The sequence below is a fragment of the Paenibacillus beijingensis genome, assembly GCF_000961095.1.
Lineage (GTDB): Bacteria > Bacillota > Bacilli > Paenibacillales > Paenibacillaceae > Paenibacillus_O > Paenibacillus_O beijingensis.
Genome location: NZ_CP011058.1, coordinates 1,177,781 through 1,197,909 on the forward strand (window position 1 = coordinate 1,177,781; position 20,129 = coordinate 1,197,909).

Annotated in this window: 12 protein-coding genes, 20 tRNA genes and 3 rRNA genes; 1 reads left to right on the forward strand and 34 read right to left on the reverse strand. The window is 50.6% G+C overall.

Going from position 1 to position 20,129, the window contains the following annotated elements; translation table 11 throughout:
* Positions 1–187: 187 nt before the first annotated feature.
* From VN24_RS05390 to VN24_RS05425, 8 genes are all read right to left on the reverse strand, one after another.
* Positions 188–934 carry an HAD family hydrolase gene (locus tag VN24_RS05390; protein WP_238590834.1) on the reverse strand — a complete coding sequence of 249 codons (747 nt, stop codon included), beginning with the start codon at positions 932–934 and terminating at the stop codon, positions 188–190.
* A 15-nt stretch (positions 935–949) separates the two neighbouring features.
* Positions 950–2,014, reverse strand: a complete 1,065-nt coding sequence (locus VN24_RS05395) for an aldose 1-epimerase family protein (protein ID WP_052702804.1) — start codon at positions 2,012–2,014, stop codon at positions 950–952.
* Positions 2,011–2,796 (reverse strand): ABC transporter permease, encoded by a 786-nt coding sequence (locus VN24_RS05400; RefSeq protein WP_045669573.1) that lies wholly within the window; start codon positions 2,794–2,796, stop codon positions 2,011–2,013. Before VN24_RS05400 ends, VN24_RS05395 begins: the two co-directional genes overlap by 4 nt.
* 8 nt (positions 2,797–2,804) lie before the next feature.
* Entirely contained in the window at positions 2,805–3,647 is an 843-nt protein-coding gene (locus VN24_RS05405) for an ABC transporter permease (RefSeq protein WP_045669574.1), read from the reverse strand.
* On the reverse strand, positions 3,640–4,737 hold the full coding sequence (locus VN24_RS05410) for an ABC transporter ATP-binding protein (protein ID WP_045669575.1): 1,098 nt from the start codon (positions 4,735–4,737) through the stop codon (positions 3,640–3,642). The genes VN24_RS05405 and VN24_RS05410 overlap by 8 nt, the downstream gene beginning before the upstream one ends.
* Positions 4,738–4,780: 43 nt before the next feature.
* Positions 4,781–5,884: an ABC transporter substrate-binding protein gene (locus VN24_RS05415; RefSeq protein ID WP_045669576.1), complete on the reverse strand. Its 1,104-nt coding sequence runs from the start codon at positions 5,882–5,884 to the stop codon at positions 4,781–4,783.
* 13 nt (positions 5,885–5,897) lie between these two features.
* Positions 5,898–6,923: a zinc-dependent alcohol dehydrogenase gene (locus VN24_RS05420; protein ID WP_045669577.1), complete on the reverse strand. Its 1,026-nt coding sequence runs from the start codon at positions 6,921–6,923 to the stop codon at positions 5,898–5,900.
* A gap of 67 nt (positions 6,924–6,990) precedes the next feature.
* Positions 6,991–8,151 carry a mandelate racemase/muconate lactonizing enzyme family protein gene (locus VN24_RS05425; RefSeq protein WP_045669578.1) on the reverse strand — a complete coding sequence of 387 codons (1,161 nt, stop codon included), beginning with the start codon at positions 8,149–8,151 and terminating at the stop codon, positions 6,991–6,993.
* A 212-nt stretch (positions 8,152–8,363) separates the two neighbouring features.
* Here VN24_RS05425 and VN24_RS05430 point away from each other — a divergent pair, with 212 nt between their 5' ends.
* A complete protein-coding gene (locus VN24_RS05430; RefSeq protein WP_238590835.1) occupies positions 8,364–8,963 on the forward strand; it encodes a GntR family transcriptional regulator in 600 nt (199 codons plus the stop codon).
* A 143-nt stretch (positions 8,964–9,106) separates the two neighbouring features.
* On the opposite strand, the gene VN24_RS05435 is transcribed toward VN24_RS05430, so the two are convergent.
* From VN24_RS05435 to VN24_RS26190, 26 genes are all read right to left on the reverse strand, one after another.
* Positions 9,107–9,180: transfer RNA gene (locus VN24_RS05435), tRNA-Gly, on the reverse strand.
* A gap of 9 nt (positions 9,181–9,189) precedes the next feature.
* A tRNA-Pro gene (locus VN24_RS05440) sits at positions 9,190–9,266 on the reverse strand.
* Positions 9,267–9,284: 18 nt separating this feature from the next.
* Positions 9,285–9,361: transfer RNA gene (locus VN24_RS05445), tRNA-Arg, on the reverse strand.
* A 3-nt stretch (positions 9,362–9,364) separates the two neighbouring features.
* Positions 9,365–9,439 (reverse strand) — tRNA-Gly (locus tag VN24_RS05450).
* 5 nt (positions 9,440–9,444) lie between these two features.
* Positions 9,445–9,531: transfer RNA gene (locus tag VN24_RS05455), tRNA-Leu, on the reverse strand.
* 11 nt (positions 9,532–9,542) lie between these two features.
* Positions 9,543–9,628, reverse strand: a tRNA-Leu gene (locus VN24_RS05460).
* A gap of 14 nt (positions 9,629–9,642) precedes the next feature.
* Positions 9,643–9,715, reverse strand: a tRNA-Lys gene (locus VN24_RS05465).
* An 8-nt stretch (positions 9,716–9,723) separates the two neighbouring features.
* Positions 9,724–9,798, reverse strand: a tRNA-Gln gene (locus VN24_RS05470).
* Positions 9,799–9,811: 13 nt separating this feature from the next.
* Positions 9,812–9,887: transfer RNA gene (locus tag VN24_RS05475), tRNA-His, on the reverse strand.
* A 13-nt stretch (positions 9,888–9,900) separates the two neighbouring features.
* Positions 9,901–9,986, reverse strand: a tRNA-Tyr gene (locus VN24_RS05480).
* A gap of 5 nt (positions 9,987–9,991) precedes the next feature.
* Positions 9,992–10,067, reverse strand: a tRNA-Thr gene (locus tag VN24_RS05485).
* Positions 10,068–10,084: 17 nt separating this feature from the next.
* Positions 10,085–10,160: transfer RNA gene (locus tag VN24_RS05490), tRNA-Phe, on the reverse strand.
* A 15-nt stretch (positions 10,161–10,175) separates the two neighbouring features.
* A tRNA-Asp gene (locus VN24_RS05495) sits at positions 10,176–10,252 on the reverse strand.
* Between the two features lie 63 nt (positions 10,253–10,315).
* A tRNA-Met gene (locus VN24_RS05500) sits at positions 10,316–10,392 on the reverse strand.
* A 9-nt stretch (positions 10,393–10,401) separates the two neighbouring features.
* Positions 10,402–10,477 (reverse strand) — tRNA-Val (locus VN24_RS05505).
* Positions 10,478–10,484: 7 nt separating this feature from the next.
* Positions 10,485–10,559, reverse strand: a tRNA-Glu gene (locus tag VN24_RS05510).
* Between the two features lie 18 nt (positions 10,560–10,577).
* Positions 10,578–10,665 (reverse strand) — tRNA-Ser (locus VN24_RS05515).
* A 7-nt stretch (positions 10,666–10,672) separates the two neighbouring features.
* Positions 10,673–10,748 (reverse strand) — tRNA-Asn (locus VN24_RS05520).
* Positions 10,749–10,761: 13 nt separating this feature from the next.
* A tRNA-Ala gene (locus VN24_RS05525) sits at positions 10,762–10,837 on the reverse strand.
* A 75-nt stretch (positions 10,838–10,912) separates the two neighbouring features.
* A tRNA-Ile gene (locus tag VN24_RS05530) sits at positions 10,913–10,989 on the reverse strand.
* A 134-nt stretch (positions 10,990–11,123) separates the two neighbouring features.
* Positions 11,124–14,056 (reverse strand): 23S ribosomal RNA (locus VN24_RS05535).
* Between the two features lie 379 nt (positions 14,057–14,435).
* Positions 14,436–14,552: ribosomal RNA gene (gene rrf, locus VN24_RS05540) — 5S ribosomal RNA — on the reverse strand.
* A 152-nt stretch (positions 14,553–14,704) separates the two neighbouring features.
* A 16S ribosomal RNA gene (locus VN24_RS05545) occupies positions 14,705–16,255 on the reverse strand.
* Together the 16S, 23S and 5S rRNA genes with 20 tRNA genes alongside form the textbook arrangement of a ribosomal RNA operon.
* 562 nt (positions 16,256–16,817) lie before the next feature.
* Complete coding sequence (locus tag VN24_RS05550; RefSeq protein WP_052702805.1) at positions 16,818–17,276, reverse strand: DUF2269 family protein; 459 nt, start codon at positions 17,274–17,276, stop codon at positions 16,818–16,820.
* A 34-nt stretch (positions 17,277–17,310) separates the two neighbouring features.
* On the reverse strand, positions 17,311–18,024 hold the full coding sequence (locus VN24_RS27900; RefSeq protein WP_193790097.1) for a hypothetical protein: 714 nt from the start codon (positions 18,022–18,024) through the stop codon (positions 17,311–17,313).
* 224 nt (positions 18,025–18,248) lie between these two features.
* Positions 18,249–20,045, reverse strand: a complete 1,797-nt coding sequence (locus VN24_RS26190; RefSeq protein WP_052702806.1) for a winged helix-turn-helix domain-containing protein — start codon at positions 20,043–20,045, stop codon at positions 18,249–18,251.
* Positions 20,046–20,129 lie beyond the last annotated feature (84 nt).

The window sequence follows — 20,129 nt, forward strand, 5'->3', positions numbered from 1 at the left end:
ATGGGTCTTTTCATAGTATCATAGCATTGATGCCTTAAACACTATAACCATTTTCCTGCGTAATTCACGAAAAAGCAAAAAAACCCTTTGCCCGCGCAAAGAGTTTCAACATACTGTGTACCGCAAAAAAATCGGCAGGCCAAGGGTTCCCCCTCAACCTGCCGTCAGCTGGCATTGTCTAATCGACCTAGATGATTCGAATTTCGTTAAGCGAGCGGATAAGCACATCCGCCTCCGGAGCCAACACTTCTTCAGAGCCTTCATACGTGATGATGCCTACAGCCAGACTTCCCGCCGCCTTAGCCATTCTCATATCCACGATTGAATCGCCGACGACCGCCATATCGGCAGGTTGGATACACAGCTCTTCGCACGCCAAATGGACCATGTCGGGAGACGGCTTGCCGGTTTGAACTTTCTCGGGTGTAATGACAAAATCCAATTGTTCCAATATATTTAGCAGACGCATGCAATCTTCCGTTCGCGCCAGAGCATCCGAAGTCAAAATGCCGGTGTAGATTCCCTCCTGACGCAGCGCATGAAAAATTTCAGGTGCTCCTTCGACACGCTTGAAAGCAAGGTCAATCTGAAGCTGTGCATCAGCGGTTCTGAAAATTTCCGACGCGATCTGCTTGCATTGCACCCATGAACCGCCTCCCAACTGATATAGAAGCCCGGCGGTCATAATAATCTCTTCCTGAGTGGACGCAACCGCCAGCACGCCATGATGGTCAACACCATCTTCGGTTATCCCCATCAGCCTGCTCCATGCCTGCCGATGCCCGTCGCCCACGACAGACAGAAACGCTTCTTTGCGCAAATTATCGATATAGGTCCAGAAGCCGAAGGCATCGAACAGCGTTCCATCCTTGTCGAATGCCACGCATTTAACTTGGGCACTCATCGCGCCAAAACAAACTGTTCTCCCTGTCAACGCATAATTCCTCCTTTATCTGTTGGCTGCAATCCGATCCGCCATGCTGTCGATCTCCTTCGCCGTGGTCAAAAATCCAAACCTTGTGCTGAAAAGACTCGACTCCTGAGGCTGCAAGGACGCAACGCCCCGGCCTGCCCGCTCCCTCACTCTTCCGTTCAGCCCGCAGTTGGCCGGTTCGAACCCGATGCAGTAAACCCCTTTACGAATACCTTTCCACAGCGAAAATGCAGGGAATTGCACGGTATCGTACTTCAAATAAAATCCGATTCCGCGCTCCCGGTTTGCCAGCATGACGTATCCGTTTCCGTCCGCAGAAGGATTAATATCCAGATGAAGAACCTCTTCGTCAACCGTATCGCTTGGCGGAGGAACTTCATTATAAGCGGGTAAATCCGCAGTTGGCGTCCCTTCCCATGCCCGTATCGAAGCGCAGTTGGCGACGATGACCGCACCCTCGTCAACCAATGGAAATCCCAAATTAATGTGATACATGAACATAAACGGAGAAGCCGAATGTCCGCAGTTCGTAACCGTATCCTCAACCAAAATTTCATTCGATCCGTATTCGGTCGTGATGGCCCGCTGCAATTCAACATACTCCCCATACAGCGAAGATTGTGTCACGACTCCGCTGACCGATAAGCGGTACACATCGCCGTCCCACCGTTCCCGATGCGACACCTGGGTTGCCGGAAGATTGGAAATCCTGCCGTGAAGCCCCAGCTTTTCGTCTCCGTCCTGACAAGCTTCACCCGTTTGAGTGAGACCGCAGGTCGTCAGCAGCCCTCCGGCAAAATTGCGCAGCCACCCGTTCCCGTCCGGTTCATAATAGGCGCTTGCCGCATAGCCAACCGGAGAAATCCAGGCAAACGGCACTCCTTCGCACTCCACCTGTCCAATATCCATTCCCCTGTCAGCTAATACGTGGAATCGCAGACGGCCATTTCGCACATCAAACGCTTTTACTCCAGCCGCTTTCCCCTCCTGCAATACGATGGGCTCAATTCCCGCCAACTGCCGGATGGAACCGATCCGGGACAGGTTGCTCCGCTCAAGCAAGTATCGGTTGTCCTTCATGCGCTGTTTCTTTCCTTTCTCCGGCCTCTGCGGTTCGTAATGAACACGATCAGCAGAGAAAGAATGATGAAGATAGAGTAGATCGCGTTGATTTGCGGCGAAAAGCCGAACCGGATCATGGACCAGATCTGCATTGGCAATGTATTATCGGTTCCAATAAGGAAAAATGTGACTATGACCTCGTCGAAAGAAACCGTCAGTCCGAGCAGCATACCGCTAATAATCGCCCCTTTAATATTCGGAAGCGTGATCCGGAAAAAGGTCGTTACCGGACCTGCTCCAAGATCCATCGACGCCAATTCAATGGATCTATCGAATCGTTTGAGACGGTTCATCGTCATCAGCATGATCAGCGGAGTGATCAAGACGGTGTGTCCCAAAATAACGGTGAACAGAGATGAAGGCACACCCAGAAATTTAAACATCAGCGTCAGTGAAATACCCGTCAGAATGCCAGGGAGAACATAGGGCAATAGGATCGCCATATGCAGCATGCCCTGCCCCGTAAATTTATGGCGATGAAACAGAAATGCCGCCATCGTGCCGATAATTGTGCTTACGATAATCGAAGGCAGGCTGACCAGAAGACTGTTTTGTGCTGCGGTCCACAGCTTTGAATCGCTAAACAGTTCCGAATACCAATGGATACTGAAGGATTGAATCGGAAATGCAGGCACTTTCCCGGAGTTGAAGGAGAAAAGTACCGTAACCAGAATCGGGAAATACATAAAGAAAAAAACGGAGCATACGAACAGAAACAACAAGAACTTCCAGACTTTCATCTCAGACCCTACCCTTCTTCAATGACGCCTTTGACATCGCCCAGCTTCTGGGAAACGACAATGACAAGCAGCGTCATGATCAGTATGATAATAGCAAGGGCAGAACCAAGGGGCCAGTTGAAACTGTTTCCGAATTGGGACTGGACGATATTCCCAATCATAATTCCGGAAGTCCCGCCTACGAGCGAAGGCGTCATATAATCGCCCAATGCCGCGATGAAGGCGAACATGAAGCCTGTTACAAGTCCCGGCAGACTGAGCGGAAACAGTACGGTTATGAACGTTTGCCGCGTACTTGCTCCGAGATCTGCCGCTGCATTCAGCAGATAGGCTGGTATTTTTTCAATAGCATTGTAGATGGGAATAAACGTAAACGGGATGGCGATGCACAGCATCGTAACGACAACGGAAAAGCTATTGAACAACAGCTTGTCGGTAGGCTCCGCCAATATGCCTGTCATCGTCAGAATGGAATTAATGACACCGTTCTCGCTCAAGATCGACCGCCATGCGTAGACCCGTATCAAATAACCGACGAGCAAAGGAGCAAGCACGGCAAGGTAAAGAAAATGCTTGTATCTTCCCCCGAAATAGCGAATGTACACTGCGAGCGGGTAACTGATGAGCGACGCCAGCAAACCAACGAACACGGACAGCCTGATCGTCTTCCATAGAACCGAAAGATAAGTACCGTTCAGAAATATTTCCTCATAATTACGAAAGCTCATCTTCTTTACAATCTTGAAATCCTCCACACTCCACAAACTGTATGCCGCCATGACGCCGATCGGAATAAGGATAAACAGCAGCACCCACGCTGCAATCAACCCGATTACGATATTTCTATTCATAGGCTGTCCCGCTTTTAGGTATGGAAATGACGTCTTTCGAGCGAAAGTAAATGTCGGTTACTGTCCCTTCCGTCAGATCGGCAGACTCACGATCGTTCAGCTTGACGAGCATAGGCCCCCACTCCCCGGTATTCAGCAAAATTTCCCTTTCCGAGCCGTAATAGGATTGATCTACGACTATGGCTCCAGATATACAGTTATCATAGCTGTCATCAGGCTTCGAAAACTTCACGGTATCCGGACGAATGGAAATATAAAACGGTTCCCGGGCCTGAAAGCAACTGTCGTCTTGAATTTTCAAGCCTTTCTGATCGTGAGAAAGGATGAATTGACGTTCCGAATTAAGTGTGCCTTCCAATATATTCGTCTTCCCGATAAAGCCCGCGACAAATTTCGTCGCAGGCTTCCGGTAGATGGCGGAAGGTGTATCCACCTGCTGGAGAACGCCATGATTCATCACGGCAATCCGATCCGAGAGACTAAGCGCTTCGCCCTGATCGTGCGTAATATATACGAACGTAATGCCGCTCTCCCGTTGCAATTGCTTCAGCACTCGCTGCATCTCCTGACGAAGATGGAAGTCCAGAGCCGACAAAGGCTCATCCAGAAGGAGAATATCCGGTCTTGAAATCATCGCCCTGGCAAGCGCAATCCTTTGCTTTTGTCCTCCGCTAAGCTGATGGGTTGCCTTCTGCGCATGTTGGGTCATGCCAACCATATCCAGATGCTCCATAACCGTTTGCCTGATGGATGCTTTGTCCGCTTTTTTGATCCGGAGAGGGTATGCGACATTGTCAAAAATGTTCATGTGCGGAAATAACGCATAGTTCTGAAAGACGGTGTTGACGTTCCGTTTATATGGAGGCAGACGATCGGACGGCTTCCCAGCAATCTCAATCGTGCCGGCTGTCGGAAATTCGAAACCTGCAATCATCTTTAGTATGGTCGTTTTGCCGCAGCCGCTCGGCCCGACGATAGAGAAGAACTCCCCTCTTTGGATAGACAAGTCGAGCCTCTCAATGGCAGTATAACCTCCGTACTGCTTCTTAACGTTCTGAAATTCCAGCACGATGTCTTGTTGTTTGACCATATTACCCTACCTTCCTTAAAAGGATCAGCAGCGCGATCGATGCTTACTGCGCCTTCACTTCATTCCAAAGCTTCACGCGGTTTTCAAAGTTTTCTGGAGATGCGACATAAACGAGCCTATCGAAATAGGAGGCATCATCCATATGAGACTTTTTGGCCTCTTCAGGAGTCAGATTTTCGACAGACAGCTTGTTGACCCCGCCGTAGCCGGTTTTTTTGATCAATTGCGCCTGTACCTCGGAAGAAATCAAATAATTAATGTATTCGTAGATTAGATCGGGATTTTTCGTATCTGCACCAATCGTGGCATTATCGATCCATACAAGCGCGCCTTCTTTTGGAATAACCTCTTCGATATTCATCCCCTGAGCCTGAAGATCAGTGATCATTGTCGGCCCTTGCGTAAACATCAACCATGCCTCTCCGCTCGCCATTAAATTTTTGCCGTCTTCAAATCCGGTGTAATAAGAACGAACAAGAGGCTTTTGTTCAATCAGCTTCTGCTTTACCTGATCAAGCTGCTCCGGCGTGAGATTGTACGGGTCCGAGAAACCAAGCAGCAGCGCCGTCGTTGCAACCTGATTGCTCGCATCATCCATCGTACCAATTTTGCCCTTGTACTTGCTGTCCCATAGAGCGGACCAGGACGTGATCGGTTCTTTGATTTTATCCTTGTTCACAGCCATCGGAAGCGAGCCCCAGGCAAACGGAATGGCGAATGTCTTACTATCGAATACGACATGACTGTCATTGATCGACTTCATGTTCGGAATAAGGTCGCCATAGTGCTTCAATTTGGAGACATCAATGGGCTGAATCAGATTCAGTTTGTTGTACCTCGTAACGGATCCGCCATCCATAAAAATCAGATCGTATTTCAACGAGCCCGATGCGGCTTTCGAAAACATTTCGTCTACGCTGCCCGCATAAGTTACATTTACTTTGACGCCATACTCCTCCTCGAAAGGCGTGACCCATTCGTCCTCCTGATACCCTTCCCATGATAGAACGTTGATCTCTTTCCCCGCATAAGGCTTGTCCTTGCTCGAAGATTCTTCGTCAACACCTTTATTGTTCCCGCACGCAGCCAATACCACCAACATCAACCCCGCGACAAACAGCTTATTCAACCAATTGCTTCTTGTCATCTATTACACCTCCCTAGTTATTCCATTGCATAATGCATTTTTTCCAAGACCATTGTTTCGAAGCTAGCACTTCCGCCGTCTCATGCGGCAAAATCACCCGATCGGCTATGTCATCAATATGCAAAACATGATTGCCTACGCTCTCAATCGCTTTCACCCAAACAGAAGGAGCATTCGTTCTTCCATAAATCGTCAGATTTTTCAAAATTATTTCCCTATGGGGAAACCGTTCCGTCTCTTCTTCCTTTAATCCGTATAAAATAATCCGCCCGCCGACGCGAACCAGCTCTACCGCACGCTTCACCGTTTCGGAATAGCCCACTGCGTCGATAACCAGATCAAAGCCGGAATGTTCCCGGTATGGAGCTGTATCCGCCAGTTCCAGAATGCTTCCACTTTCAGCGAACTGTATCGCGCCATAGCGGCGCAGCTCTTCTATTCGGGAGGCCAGCTTGTACGATACCGAGATGGAGGCGGCTCCCATCATGCGAACGATCTGTACAAAATACATCGCTGCCGGCCCGTCTCCGATGATAAGCACATGATCCCCGGTATGAACGCCTGCTGCTTCTGCAGCGCCAAACGGGCAGACAAGCGGTTCGAACACAGCTGCAGCTTCATTGCTCAAAGAATCCGGAATAGCGTACGCGCACCTGGCAGGCGCTTTAACGTATTCTGCCCACCCTCCATCAACATTAATTCCAAGCTCGCGATAATGGAGGCAAAACTCCGGGCGGCCCGTTCGGCACGACCTGCATGTCTCACATGGAATAGCAGGATCAATGACTACTCTGTCACCCACTTTCAAATGCTCGACGCCTTCCCCGATCTTCGCTATCGTTCCCGTAATTTCATGACCTGGAATGTAAGGAGCATCATAAGGATATTGACCGTTAAAAATTTCCTGATCCGTTGCGCAAATGCCGGCATATTGCACCTGAACGAGCACCTCTTTGGCTCCAATCGCGGGAACCGGAACCTCTTCCAGCCGTAAATCGTGTACGCCATGCCACACAAGCGCCCGCATTCGTTGTGTCACTCGGCATCCTCCTCGTTCATGTGCTCTGTACTTGCTATTTTGAAACATGACGAAAAGCTTGAATTTTTTATAATATCATACCAATACGCGGTTGAAACTCTACAGCTGACTCATCATCATAAAATACCATTTCCCGGATTTCGTCCTTCGCCAAACCGTTGAAATCAGATGCAAGATCAATGCCTAATCCGGAACGACCACTCATCGCCAGCTTCCCGTCAACAATATTCAGCTTGTCTTGCAACACATCGGAAGCATACCATTCATAGTGCGTATCGCTGGCAAAAACGAAATTCCGTGAGGACGCGATCAGATGTGCGTTTGCCATCGTTGCAATTCCGGTTTCAGCCCAAGAGCCTGTCACGCACCAAATGCCATAACTGTTCGCCAGCTCCACGATCTGCTTCGCTTTCAGCAGTCCGCCCGCTTCCGACGGATATACGGTAAACGCTGATACAGCCCGCTTCTCGATCAGCTTCAACGCGGAATCGAAGTTGGTACAGGATTCGTCTGCCGTAATTGGAACCGGAACTGAACGGCTTACCGTCGCCATCCCGTCGATGTCATAATAAGGTACCGGCTGCTCAACGAGATGCAGCCCATAGGGAGCCATCTGGTTAATCGCACGAATTGCTGTCGGGACGCTCCAGATTTGGTTCGCATCAATTCTTAGCTTCACGTCTGGACCGACGGCGCTGCGAATTTCCTTGATCCGTTTAGTGTCAAAATCGACCTCTCTGCCTACTTTGATTTTGATTTCATCGTATCCTTTGGCTACAAGCTCTTCCGCTTCTTTTGCATTTACGAGTGGATCGTCGATAAACAAATAACCGGCGAAACGAACATCATTCCGATATAATCCCCCCAGCAGGTTATACAGAGGCGTATTCAATATTTTGGCTTTGAGATCCAGCAGAGCAATATCAATGCCGGCCAGAGCATAGTAACCAATTTGCGACCAATTGAGGATATATTCCTCCAATTGATGCAAGATCAGCTCGGTTTGCATCGGATCCTTGCCAAGCAGAAACGGTTTGAATTCTTTTTCAACAATGGTTTGAATGGTCGGAATGGTTGGACCTACACATTCACCCAATCCAATCAATCCTTCATCCGTTTTCAGTTGAATAATAAGTGCAGGAGCATTTCTGCGGGTACCTCCCGACCATTTTGCCGGTTTTTTGAAAGGAATTAGCACAGGTGTTGTAATGACGTCTATAATCCTCATTGTGACACTCCTTAGCCGTTATTATTTTTTCATCAATAGAATATTAAAGAATTATTAAATTGTCAACAATAACATAATTGTTGATGATTTACTGTAAATGTTGACGAAAGAATATTTGTCCGTTATTGTAAAGGGTAGTACCCTAAATACAGACTGGAGGTAAACCTCATATGAACTCCGAATTTCGGTTTTCGATAAAAAAGACAGACACTTTGCGAAATCAAATTTATCAGGATATCAAGGACGCCGTTATCGGCGGACAATTAAAACCCGGTCAGCGATTGCGGGAACAGGATTTATCCAATGACATGGGCGTCAGCCGGGGTCCAATTCGCGAAGCCATTCTGCTGCTGGAGCGCGAAGGACTGCTTGTTACGCAGACCCATCGTGAAACAACCGTCGCTCAAGTGGAGAAAGAAGAAGTTGATGGCTTGCTTAATCCGCTTCGCCTGTTGTTGGAGTCGTTCTGCATCCAGAAAATTATTTCGCTGCTGAGTGACGAACATTTTTCTGACCTCGACAATATTTTGAATGATTTGATTGACGCCTGCAAAAATCAGGATTTGGGGAAGGTTGTCAAAAAAGACTTGCAGTTTCATGAATATCTTGTCTCACTGACCGAAGAGCCATATCTCATTTCACTTTGGTCGGGCGTATCTTCAAGAATTGTTTTCCATTTCATGAACAACTCCCAAATCCATCAGCAAAATGACTTCTCCCTTTTTATCAGCGAACATGTCCAATTGCTTAATGCGATCAAAACGAAAGATTGGTCCAACATTGAGCCGGTCCTGAGAAAACATATTTATTAAGTCGAACGAAAAGCGCCCCTGACATTGCTCAGGGGCGCTTTTCGTTCGACTTCGTTTAAGCAGGATACGCTCCCGCGAATAATGGTGCGGACAACAAAAAAAGCTCCTTGCGTAAATGCAAGGAGCTGAACCTTATAAACGAATGGAGCGGGTGATGGGAATCGAACCCACGCTACCAGCTTGGAAGGCTGGAGTTCTACCATTGAACTACACCCGCAATAAAAGATGGTCGGGACGACACGATTTGAACATGCGACCCCCTGGTCCCAAACCAGGTGCTCTACCAAGCTGAGCTACGTCCCGAAGTTAAAGCTTTATAAATGGCGTGCCCGGAGAGATTCGAACTCCCGGCCTTTTGATTCGTAGTCAAACGCTCTATCCAGCTGAGCTACGGGCACTTATGGAGCGGAAGACGGGAATCGAACCCGCGACCCTCGCCTTGGCAAGGCGATGCTCTACCGCTGAGCCACTTCCGCTTAGGTGGTGCGGTCAAGAGGACTTGAACCTCCACGTCATTGCTGACACTAGAACCTGAATCTAGCGCGTCTGCCAATTCCGCCATGACCGCAAATCATGATATGGTGCGGTTGAGAGGACTCGAACCTCCACGAGCGTACGCCCACTACCCCCTCAAGATAGCGTGTCTGCCATTCCACCACAACCGCAAATATTTATAAAGTGAGCCATGAAGGACTCGAACCTTCGACACCCTGATTAAAAGTCAGGTGCTCTACCAACTGAGCTAATGGCTCATAACAAATGGCTGGGGATCTAGGATTCGAACCTAGGCATGACGGAGTCAAAGTCCGTTGCCTTACCGCTTGGCTAATCCCCAACAGGATTTAACATGGGGCGATCGAGGGGAATTGAACCCCCGAATGCCGGATCCACAAACCGGTGCGTTAACCACTTCGCCACGATCGCCATGAAAAATAACTGGTGGAGGATGATGGATTCGAACCACCGAACTCGTCAGAGAACAGATTTACAGTCTGCTGCGTTTGGCCACTTCGCTAATCCTCCAAGGGTGGTGCCGTCGAGAGGACTTGAACCCCCAACCTACTGATTACAAGTCAGTTGCTCTACCAATTGAGCTACAACGGCATGGACCTTTATAAAAATGGTGGCTCGGGACGGAATCGAACCGCCGACACGAGGATTTTCAGTCCTCTGCTCTACCAACTGAGCTACCGAGCCCTATAATTTCATAAGTGGCGGAGCTGACGGGATTCGAACCCGCGGTCTCCTGCGTGACAGGCAGGCATGTTAGGCCTCTACACCACAGCTCCGTATTCCGTATAGGGTATTCCGACGTCTTGAACGCGCGTACGGAAGTCTCCAATAATAATGTTTGGTTGCGGGGGCAGGATTTGAACCTGCGGCCTTCGGGTTATGAGCCCGACGAGCTACCGGACTGCTCCACCCCGCGGTAAGATGATGGTGGACGCTGACGGGATCGAACCGCCGACCCTCTGCTTGTAAGGCAGATGCTCTCCCAGCTGAGCTAAGCGTCCAGGTTATTGGTGACCCGTAGGGGATTCGAACCCCTGTTACCTCCGTGAAAGGGAGGTGTCTTAACCCCTTGACCAACGGGCCTTGAAAAATGAAATCGAACGGAGAGAGAGGGATTCGAACCCTCGCACCGCTTGCGCAGTCTAACCCCTTAGCAGAGGGTCCCCTTGAGCCACTTGGGTATCTCTCCAAATGAATGGCTCCCCGAACAGGACTCGAACCTGTGACAACTCGATTAACAGTCGAGTGCTCTACCAACTGAGCTATCAGGGAACGAATAGGTGAATGGTGGAGCCAAGGAGGATCGAACTCCTGACCTCCTGCTTGCAAGGCAGGCGCTCTCCCAGCTGAGCTATGGCCCCATTATTTTCCCTGTCATGAAGCGGAATCTCCGTAAAATTACCGGTCCTAAGCTTCAAAACCCGTTTAGGAAAGTATGGTGGGCCCTAGTGGACTCGAACCACCGACCTCACCCTTATCAGGGGTGCGCTCTAACCAGCTGAGCTAAGGGCCCGTACTCATAACAAAACCCACTGTTGTGGGTATTTTGGATAACAAATTACACCCTGAAAACCGGATGCGAAAGATTGCTTGTGCTTCCTTAGCTGATTCATATGCCTTGCGGTTTTCCTCACTTGGAAAACCCATTAGGATAAGCCCTCGACCGATTAGTATTCGTCAGCTGCACACGTTGCCGCGCTTCCACCTCGAACCTATCAACCTGGTCGTCTTCCAGGGGTCTTACATACTGGGAAATCTCATCTTGAGGGGGGCTTCACGCTTAGATGCTTTCAGCGCTTATCCCGTCCGTACTTGGCTACCCAGCGGTGCTCCTGGCGGAACAACTGGTACACCAGCGGTACGTCCATCCCGGTCCTCTCGTACTAAGGACAGCTCCTCTCAAATTTCCTACGCCCACGACAGATAGGGACCGAACTGTCTCACGACGTTCTGAACCCAGCTCGCGTACCGCTTTAATGGGCGAACAGCCCAACCCTTGGGACCTACTTCAGCCCCAGGATGCGATGAGCCGACATCGAGGTGCCAAACCTCCCCGTCGATGTGGACTCTTGGGGGAGATAAGCCTGTTATCCCCAGGGTAGCTTTTATCCGTTGAGCGATGGCCCTTCCATTCGGTACCACCGGATCACTAAGCCCGACTTTCGTCCCTGCTCGACTTGTAGGTCTCGCAGTCAAGCTCCCTTATGCCTTTGCACTCTGCGAATGATTTCCAACCATTCTGAGGGAACCTTGGGGCGCCTCCGTTACATTTTAGGAGGCGACCGCCCCAGTCAAACTGCCCGCCTGACACGGTCCCCCTACCGGTTTCACGGTAGCGGGTTAGAACTCAAGTACGATCAGGGTGGTATCCCAACGGCGCCTCCACCGAAGCTGGCGCTCCGGCTTCTTAGGCTCCCACCTATCCTGTACAGATCGTACCCAAGTCCAATATCAAGCTGCAGTAAAGCTCCATGGGGTCTTTCCGTCTTGTCGCGGGTAACCTGCATCTTCACAGGTATTAAAATTTCACCGGATCTCTCGTTGAGACAGCGCCCAAGTCGTTACGCCATTCGTGCGGGTCAGAATTTACCTGACAAGGAATTTCGCTACCTTAGGACCGTTATAGTTACGGCCGCCGTTTACTGGGGCTTCGGTTCACAGCTTCGGATTGCTCCTAACCGCTCCCCTTAACCTTCCAGCACCGGGCAGGCGTCAGCCCGTATACTTCGCCTTACGGCTTCGCACAGACCTGTGTTTTTGCTAAACAGTCGCTTGGGCCTTTTCACTGCGGCCCCCTCGGGCTATTCACCCTACCGAGGCACCCCTTCTCCCGAAGTTACGGGGTCATTTTGCCGAGTTCCTTAACGAGAGTTACTCCGCGCGCCTTAGCATGCTCTGCTCGCCTACCTGTGTCGGTTTGCGGTACGGGCACCTTCTCCTGGCTAGAGGCTTTTCTCGGCAGCCGGAGCACATGACCTTCGGTACTGTAATTTTCCCTCCCCATCACAGCCCAGCTTTAACGGTTGACGGATTTACCTATCAACCAGCCTCACTGCTTGGACGAGCTATTCCATCAGCTCGCGTCACTACCCTTCTGCGTCACCCCATCGCTCATAGCGGATTACGGTGGTACAGGAATATCAACCTGTTGTCCTTCGACTACGCCTTTCGGCCTCGCCTTAGGTCCCGACTTACCCTGAGAGGACGAGCCTTCCTCAGGAACCCTTAGGCTTTCGGCGGATGGGATTCTCACCCATCTTTTCGTTACTCATACCGGCATTCTCACTTGAATGCAGTCCACCAGTCCTTCCGGTCTGACTTCAACCCGCATTCAACGCTCCCCTACCCAAGTACCTAAAAGGTACATGCCATAGCTTCGGTGGTGTGTTTAGCCCCGTTACATTTTCGGCGCAGAGTCACTCGACCAGTGAGCTATTACGCACTCTTTCAATGGTGGCTGCTTCTAAGCCAACATCCTGGTTGTCTGGGCAACTCCACATCCTTTCCCACTTAACACACACTTGGGGACCTTAGCTGATGATCTGGGCTGTTTCCCTCTTGACGATGGATCTTAGCACTCACCGTCTGACTCCCGGTCTTACGTCTATGGCATTCGGAGTTTGACTGGACTTGGTAACCCTTGGCGGGCCCCGCACCCAATCAGTGCTCTACCTCCACGACGCATAATGACCGAGGCTAGCCCTAAAGCTATTTCGGGGAGAACCAGCTATCTCCGGGTTCGATTGGAATTTCTCCGCTACCCCCACCTCATCCCCGAATTTTTCAACATTCGTGGGTTCGGGCCTCCAGTGCGTGTTACCGCACCTTCACCCTGGACAGGGGTAGATCACCCGGTTTCGGGTCTACATCCACGTACTAAAGCGCCCTATTCAGACTCGCTTTCGCTGCGGCTACGGCTTCCCACCTTAACCTTGCACGTGAACGTAACTCGCCGGTTCATTCTACAAAAGGCACGCCATCACCCATAGATCGGGCTCTGACTTCTTGTAAGCGCACGGTTTCAGGATCTGTTTCACTCCCCTTCCGGGGTGCTTTTCACCTTTCCCTCACGGTACTGCTTCACTATCGGTCGCCAGGGAGTATTTAGCCTTGGCAGATGGTCCTGCCGGATTCCCACGAGGTTTCACGTGTCTCGCGGTACTCGGGATCCGTCTCGGAGGGGATGAGCTTTTAGCTACAGGGCTTTTACCTCTTCTAGCGGGCCTTTCCAGACCTCTTCACCTAACCCATCCCTTTGTAACTCCATGTGAGACGTCCCACAACCCCAGGAAGCAAGCTTCCTGGTTTGGGCTAATCCGCGTTCGCTCGCCGCTACTGACGGAATCACTTTTGTTTTCTCTTCCTCAGGGTACTTAGATGTTTCAGTTCCCCTGGTATGCCTCAACCTGACCTATGGATTCAGTCAGGAGTGACTGCGCATTACCGCAGCCGGGTTTCCCCATTCGGACATCCCCGGATCAAAGCCTGCTTACGGCTCCCCGAGGCATTTCGTCGTTCGCCACGTCCTTCTTCGGCTCCTGGCGCCTAGGCATCCTCCGTGCGCTCTTACTAGCTTAACCTAAAACGTTGCAACGCAACGTCGCTTCGAAAGCATAAGCTTTCCGGTTGATTCGATGACGTCTCCGTTGCAGCCCTGTTTCTTTGATCACACGCTAACGCGGTGGAAACACGTCTGCAAAAGTCGCTTGTCATTCGAACAACCTCCGTCCTACCGGACAGAAGTTCGCTCCATTCCCGAAGGAATGTCGCCCAACCTAAAGCATATTTAAAACAGCTAAAGGATGTTTCAGCATTTCTTTCGCTATCCAGTTTTCAAGGTGCAACCCTGACCGCTCTCGCGGCAGGAAGATCATCTTATCATGGCCGTTATGCCAATTTCAACACCAAAATGTTGGAAATCGCTTGCCATGATTCGATTCTCAAGGTGCTTAAAGCACCGCTTGGCGACGTCCTACTCTCCCAGGACCCTGCGGTCCAAGTACCATCGGCGCTGGAAGGCTTAACGGTCGTGTTCGGGATGGGTACGCGTGGTTCCCTTCCGCCATCGCCACCAAACGATGTTGCGTTTGAAAGATCGTTCCGAAATGCATCGGAATTGCTCTTTCAAAACTGACAACGAGCGAATCAAGCCGGTTTGTGCTTACGCACATTTTGATGCTTTCGCATCGTATTTGAATGTTTCCATCGCAGGAAACGATTCTCCATAGAAAGGAGGTGATCCAGCCGCACCTTCCGATACGGCTACCTTGTTACGACTTCACCCCAATCATCTACCCCACCTTCGGCGGCTGGCTCCTTGCGGTTACCCCACCGACTTCGGGTGTTGTAAACTCTCGTGGTGTGACGGGCGGTGTGTACAAGACCCGGGAACGTATTCACCGCGGCATGCTGATCCGCGATTACTAGCAATTCCGACTTCATGCAGGCGAGTTGCAGCCTGCAATCCGAACTGAGACCGGCTTTATAGGATTGGCTCCGCCTCGCGGCTTCGCGGCCCGTTGTACCGGCCATTGTAGTACGTGTGTAGCCCAGGTCATAAGGGGCATGATGATTTGACGTCATCCCCACCTTCCTCCGGTTTGTCACCGGCAGTCGTTTCAGAGTGCCCACCACTACGTGCTGGCAACTGAACCTAAGGGTTGCGCTCGTTGCGGGACTTAACCCAACATCTCACGACACGAGCTGACGACAACCATGCACCACCTGTCTCCCCTGTCCCGAAGGCCGCCGCTATCTCTAGCGGATTCAGGGGGATGTCAAGACCTGGTAAGGTTCTTCGCGTTGCTTCGAATTAAACCACATACTCCACTGCTTGTGCGGGTCCCCGTCAATTCCTTTGAGTTTCACTCTTGCGAGCGTACTCCCCAGGCGGAATGCTTACTGTGTTAACTTCGGCACCAAGGGTATCGAAACCCCTAACACCTAGCATTCATCGTTTACGGCGTGGACTACCAGGGTATCTAATCCTGTTTGCTCCCCACGCTTTCGCGCCTCAGCGTCAGTTACAGCCCAGAAAGTCGCCTTCGCCACTGGTGTTCCTCCACATCTCTACGCATTTCACCGCTACACGTGGAATTCCACTTTCCTCTTCTGCACTCAAGCCTTGCAGTTTCCGATGCGACCTCAGGTTGAGCCCGAGGGTTAAACACCAGACTTACAAAGCCGCCTGCGCGCGCTTTACGCCCAATAATTCCGGACAACGCTTGCCCCCTACGTATTACCGCGGCTGCTGGCACGTAGTTAGCCGGGGCTTTCTTCTCAGGTACCGTCATTCGCAGAGCAGTTACTCTCCGCGACATTCTTCCCTGGCAACAGAGCTTTACGACCCGAAGGCCTTCCTCACTCACGCGGCGTTGCTCCGTCAGACTTTCGTCCATTGCGGAAGATTCCCTACTGCTGCCTCCCGTAGGAGTCTGGGCCGTGTCTCAGTCCCAGTGTGGCCGATCACCCTCTCAGGTCGGCTACGCATCGTCGCCTTGGTGAGCCGTTACCCCACCAACTAGCTAATGCGCCGCAGGCCCATCTGCAAGTGACAGCTTGCGCCGTCTTTCCCGATTCCTCTATGCAAAGGAACCGCTTATCCGGTATTAGCTTTCGTTTCCGAAGGTTATCCCGGTCTTACAGGCAGGTTGCCTACGTGTTACTCACCCGTCCGCCGCTAACCATCCGGGAGCAAGCTCCCTTCAAGTCCGCTCGACTTGCATGTATTAGGCACGCCGCCAGCGTTCGTCCTGAGCCAGGATCAAACTCTCCATAAAAGTTTTTGACCGAAGTCAACTTTATTTCGAAGCTTGTTAGCTCATTTAAAACTTGGCTTTAATTCGCTCGTTGTTCAGTTTTCAAAGAACAATTTGTTTCGTCCGTGTTTCGTTTGTTTCGGGCTTTTTTCTCGCCCGGAATTAGAATATAACACACGATTCAACAAAAGCGCAAGTGTTTTTTAAAAACTTTTTTAAATCTTTTTTAAAGCCGCAGATTTCGTACATAAAATAATTCGTTTTTATTAACTGTCATTGAATTAATCCGTTCGTTATTTAATTACTCCAAATATGGAAAAGAGCTGACCAAAATAAAGACAGCGTTCTGTTTTCTTCCCGCTCTCTATATAAGAAGCAACTTTAACCGATAGCATTAAGGGACTCGCGGCTGCATGCGTCGCGAACCCCGTCATGCGACACTTCACCGCGCACAGTGAGCTGCGGACGGCGCAAAAAGAAAGTAACAAATGAGCTGTCCCCGGCAGGCAAATCTGCTCATGGAACAGCCCATCTTGGGGCAACCTATGTTGGCCAGCCAATCCATCCGACTCGTTGCATCACATCACATGGTTGGCTTGATGACCATCAGCACAACAATGATCAGCGTCAGCACAAGCACTGTCGCTTCCAAAGGCGCAATTTTGCCCGTCAAAGCCGTATATCCCGCCGGAATTTCCTCGCCTTCGCTGGCTGCTACAAGCTGCCCGACTTTTTTCATGCCAGGTTCGACGAATCCGATAATAATGACCTCGATCACAATGAAGAGCAACAGCGACAGGTTCAGCCACAGCAGCGATAGTCCGGTTTTGCCGATCACCATGAGCAAAATCCCGGTAACGATTAACGTGATGCCTCCGGTCTTCGGAAACTTGTTTATTTTTTGAAGGAGGCTGAACACGAACCGGAGCTGACTCCCCGTTTTGGCCGATTTTCCCACAATCGGAAACACAAAAGCGGGGCCGATGCCGACAATGGCGGCTGCTACATGCAGGATAAGCAAAATGTCATATAAAATATCCACCCGCTATCCCCCTCATCGTTTGTAAAACAGGATATTAATGATCGTGACCGCTCATACTATCCATGCCGGCCGGCATAATTTTGTCCTGTTCTTCGCGGGAAATGTAATACAGATGCATATCGTAATGAGGAACTAAATAGCCCTCATGGCCTTCCGGATTCCAGTCGATATCGAAATGGTCGATTTTCGCGGGGGTCGGAACGAGCGTGCCGGGAACGTCATGTACCGTTTTGTCCAGATCTTTGGCAGGCATATATTCCAAAAAGACGAGTTTCCCATTATATACGCCATAGATCGGTCCGAGCGGCAGATCTTTCGGATTGGCCCAATGCTCGCCCATTTGCGGAACAACCGGTGATACCATGATTGTGCCTTCGGGAAGTATGGTCGCATTTACGGTGCGGGATTCATGGTCCCACCCGACCTGGGAAGAAACACCGCCCAGCGCATAGGTCAGCGCCCGGATCGAAGCGGTTCCACCCTTGGCATCGGGAGCACCGTATGTATCGGAAACAACCGTACCGTTCAGCTTGAGCACATTCGATTTTGGGTTCCATTCCACTTTCGCTCCATAATAAGCGGCGAATGTATCTACGGTCACATAAGCGCTGCCGTTATCGGCTATGTAAGCTTTAGGATCCGCAACACCGCTTCCGTTAAAGTTTAATGCGATGGACTTTTCGGCAAAAACCGTCGGTACAGCAAATAACAATCCTGCGACAGCCGTCAATACGATTTTTCTTTTCATTCTTTGCCCTCCCAATAATATGATGATCCAGCCGCAATCATGACCTTTATCGTTACATTCCTAGCGCTACGCCCCGTCCACCTTCGCCTCCATTCGCCATTGCCGTTTATTCCCAAAAATATTCTATCGCTCCGGCAGCAGACAGATAAGTGTAAACATATTTGTCTGCCCAATAGAAAAAAGCGGACATCGAAATGTCCACCTTACCGCATGCAATCGTTTGATTATGGGTCCAAAAGGCCCAGCAGCTTGCACCTTCGCGCCAATTCCTTGCTCGGGAGATGCCAGTTCAGCTTATCCAAAATGCGCTTGATCCGCTTTTTCACCGCATCCAGGCTGACCCGGTTTTTTTCGGCGATTTCCTGCTGCGTCATTCCTTGCAAAATCATGTTCAGCAGCTCGATGTCTTTGGCGTTGATCAAGCGCTTTTTCTTTTCGACCATCAGCTTTCGCAAGCGATCGCCATCGGGAGAGACGCCGGCTTGGACGGCCTGGACGATCTTATCGGCCAGCTGCCCGATATTGTTGTCGTTACAGGAGCCGAATGCCCCGTTCAAAAACGCTTCGTACATGGCCTCGTCGTCATGCTCGGAAGCGCTGATTACGATCACTTTCAAGTTTGGAAAACGGCTTGTAATGTCTAAAATGACAGCCGATCCAAAATCGCGGCAATCGTTCAAATAAGCATCCATCAACAAAACTTGCACCGGCTCCCCGCGCAAAACGCTAAAAGCGGTCTCGATGCTTGAAACGAAGGTCAGCGTCCCGATCCGATTGCGGCCGCCCAGCAAACCGGTCAGTCGATCCCGCCAGCGGCTGTCATCCCCGACAAACAATACACGGATGGGATTTCCGGTCGTACCGGACGTTTGGATTCTGCCGTCTGCCAAGCAATAGTCGCTCGCTTCCTCCTCCAAGCCTTGACGCTTGCACCATTCCTCCGCCTTTTGATACAACCGCTTTACGGCATTTGCATCCGATTGTCGCAGCTTTTGCAGCAAAAAACCGGAGAATAGCTGGTGAAACCGATACCACTGACACTGCTCATCGAGCGGTACGATAAACAGTTGGGAAGCGGCGAGCTTCTCAAGCATCGCTCCGCTGCCGGCATCATCCGTAACGGCCTTGCATAAGGAGCCGTTCATACGGTTAAGAATGGAACACTTCATTGCAAATTCCCGCATCGGTCCGCTCATCGAACTGAATATTTCTTCAAACAAATAAAGATCAATGGTACGCAAATTTCCGGAAAAAACGCGAATGAAGGCCGGTACATCCTCATATTTTCTAACCGAAAGGCCGGCCAGCTTCATCGCGGCAATCCATCCTTCGGTTCGCTCCACAAGGAGCGCCGAATCGCGCTCGGACAGGATCAGGTTCATACAATCCCGGTAAAAATGTGCCCCTTCCCGCTCGTCGAAACGCAGATCTGCGGCATTCACGCGAACAACCATTCCTTGACATTCAAGCCGGGCTAACGGGAATCCCGGTTCCGTGCGGCTTGTCATATAAAGATGCAGATGAGCGGGTAAATAATGGATAAAATAGCTGAACGAGCGGATGATCGTTTCATTGCGAATAACGTGAAAGTCGTCCAGCACGAGGATAAGCGGTTCCCGAATGCGTTCGATTTCATTGATTAGCGCTGCAACGGCACTCTCCAGCCCATTTGGATGCAGAGCGGTTAGAAAAGGAACCATTTTTTGTGAAAAGCCGGGCTCTACCGTATCGATGGCAGCCGCGATGTACTGCCAAAACCGGACCGGATGATCGTCTCCGGAATCAAGCGATACCCAGCACGTTAGTGCGCCCGATCGGTACGCCCAACCGCTGACGAGCGTTGTCTTCCCGTAACCGGCCGGAGCGCACAGCAGGGTAAGCTTCGCGCTTAACCCCTCGTTTAATATTTTCGACAACCGCTGCCGCCAGACCATCTCTTCTTTGCATGCGGGAATATGCAGCTTCGTAGAGAGAATTACATGTTTCAGCCAGTCTTCGTAATCATCGAAGCTTGCTTTCATCGTAGAGGAGGTCCCTTCCCTTCCCTGGTAAATAAATCGTCAGCCGTTATTTGTGGCGAGTCTATAAACGGTTCCCGCTAGTTC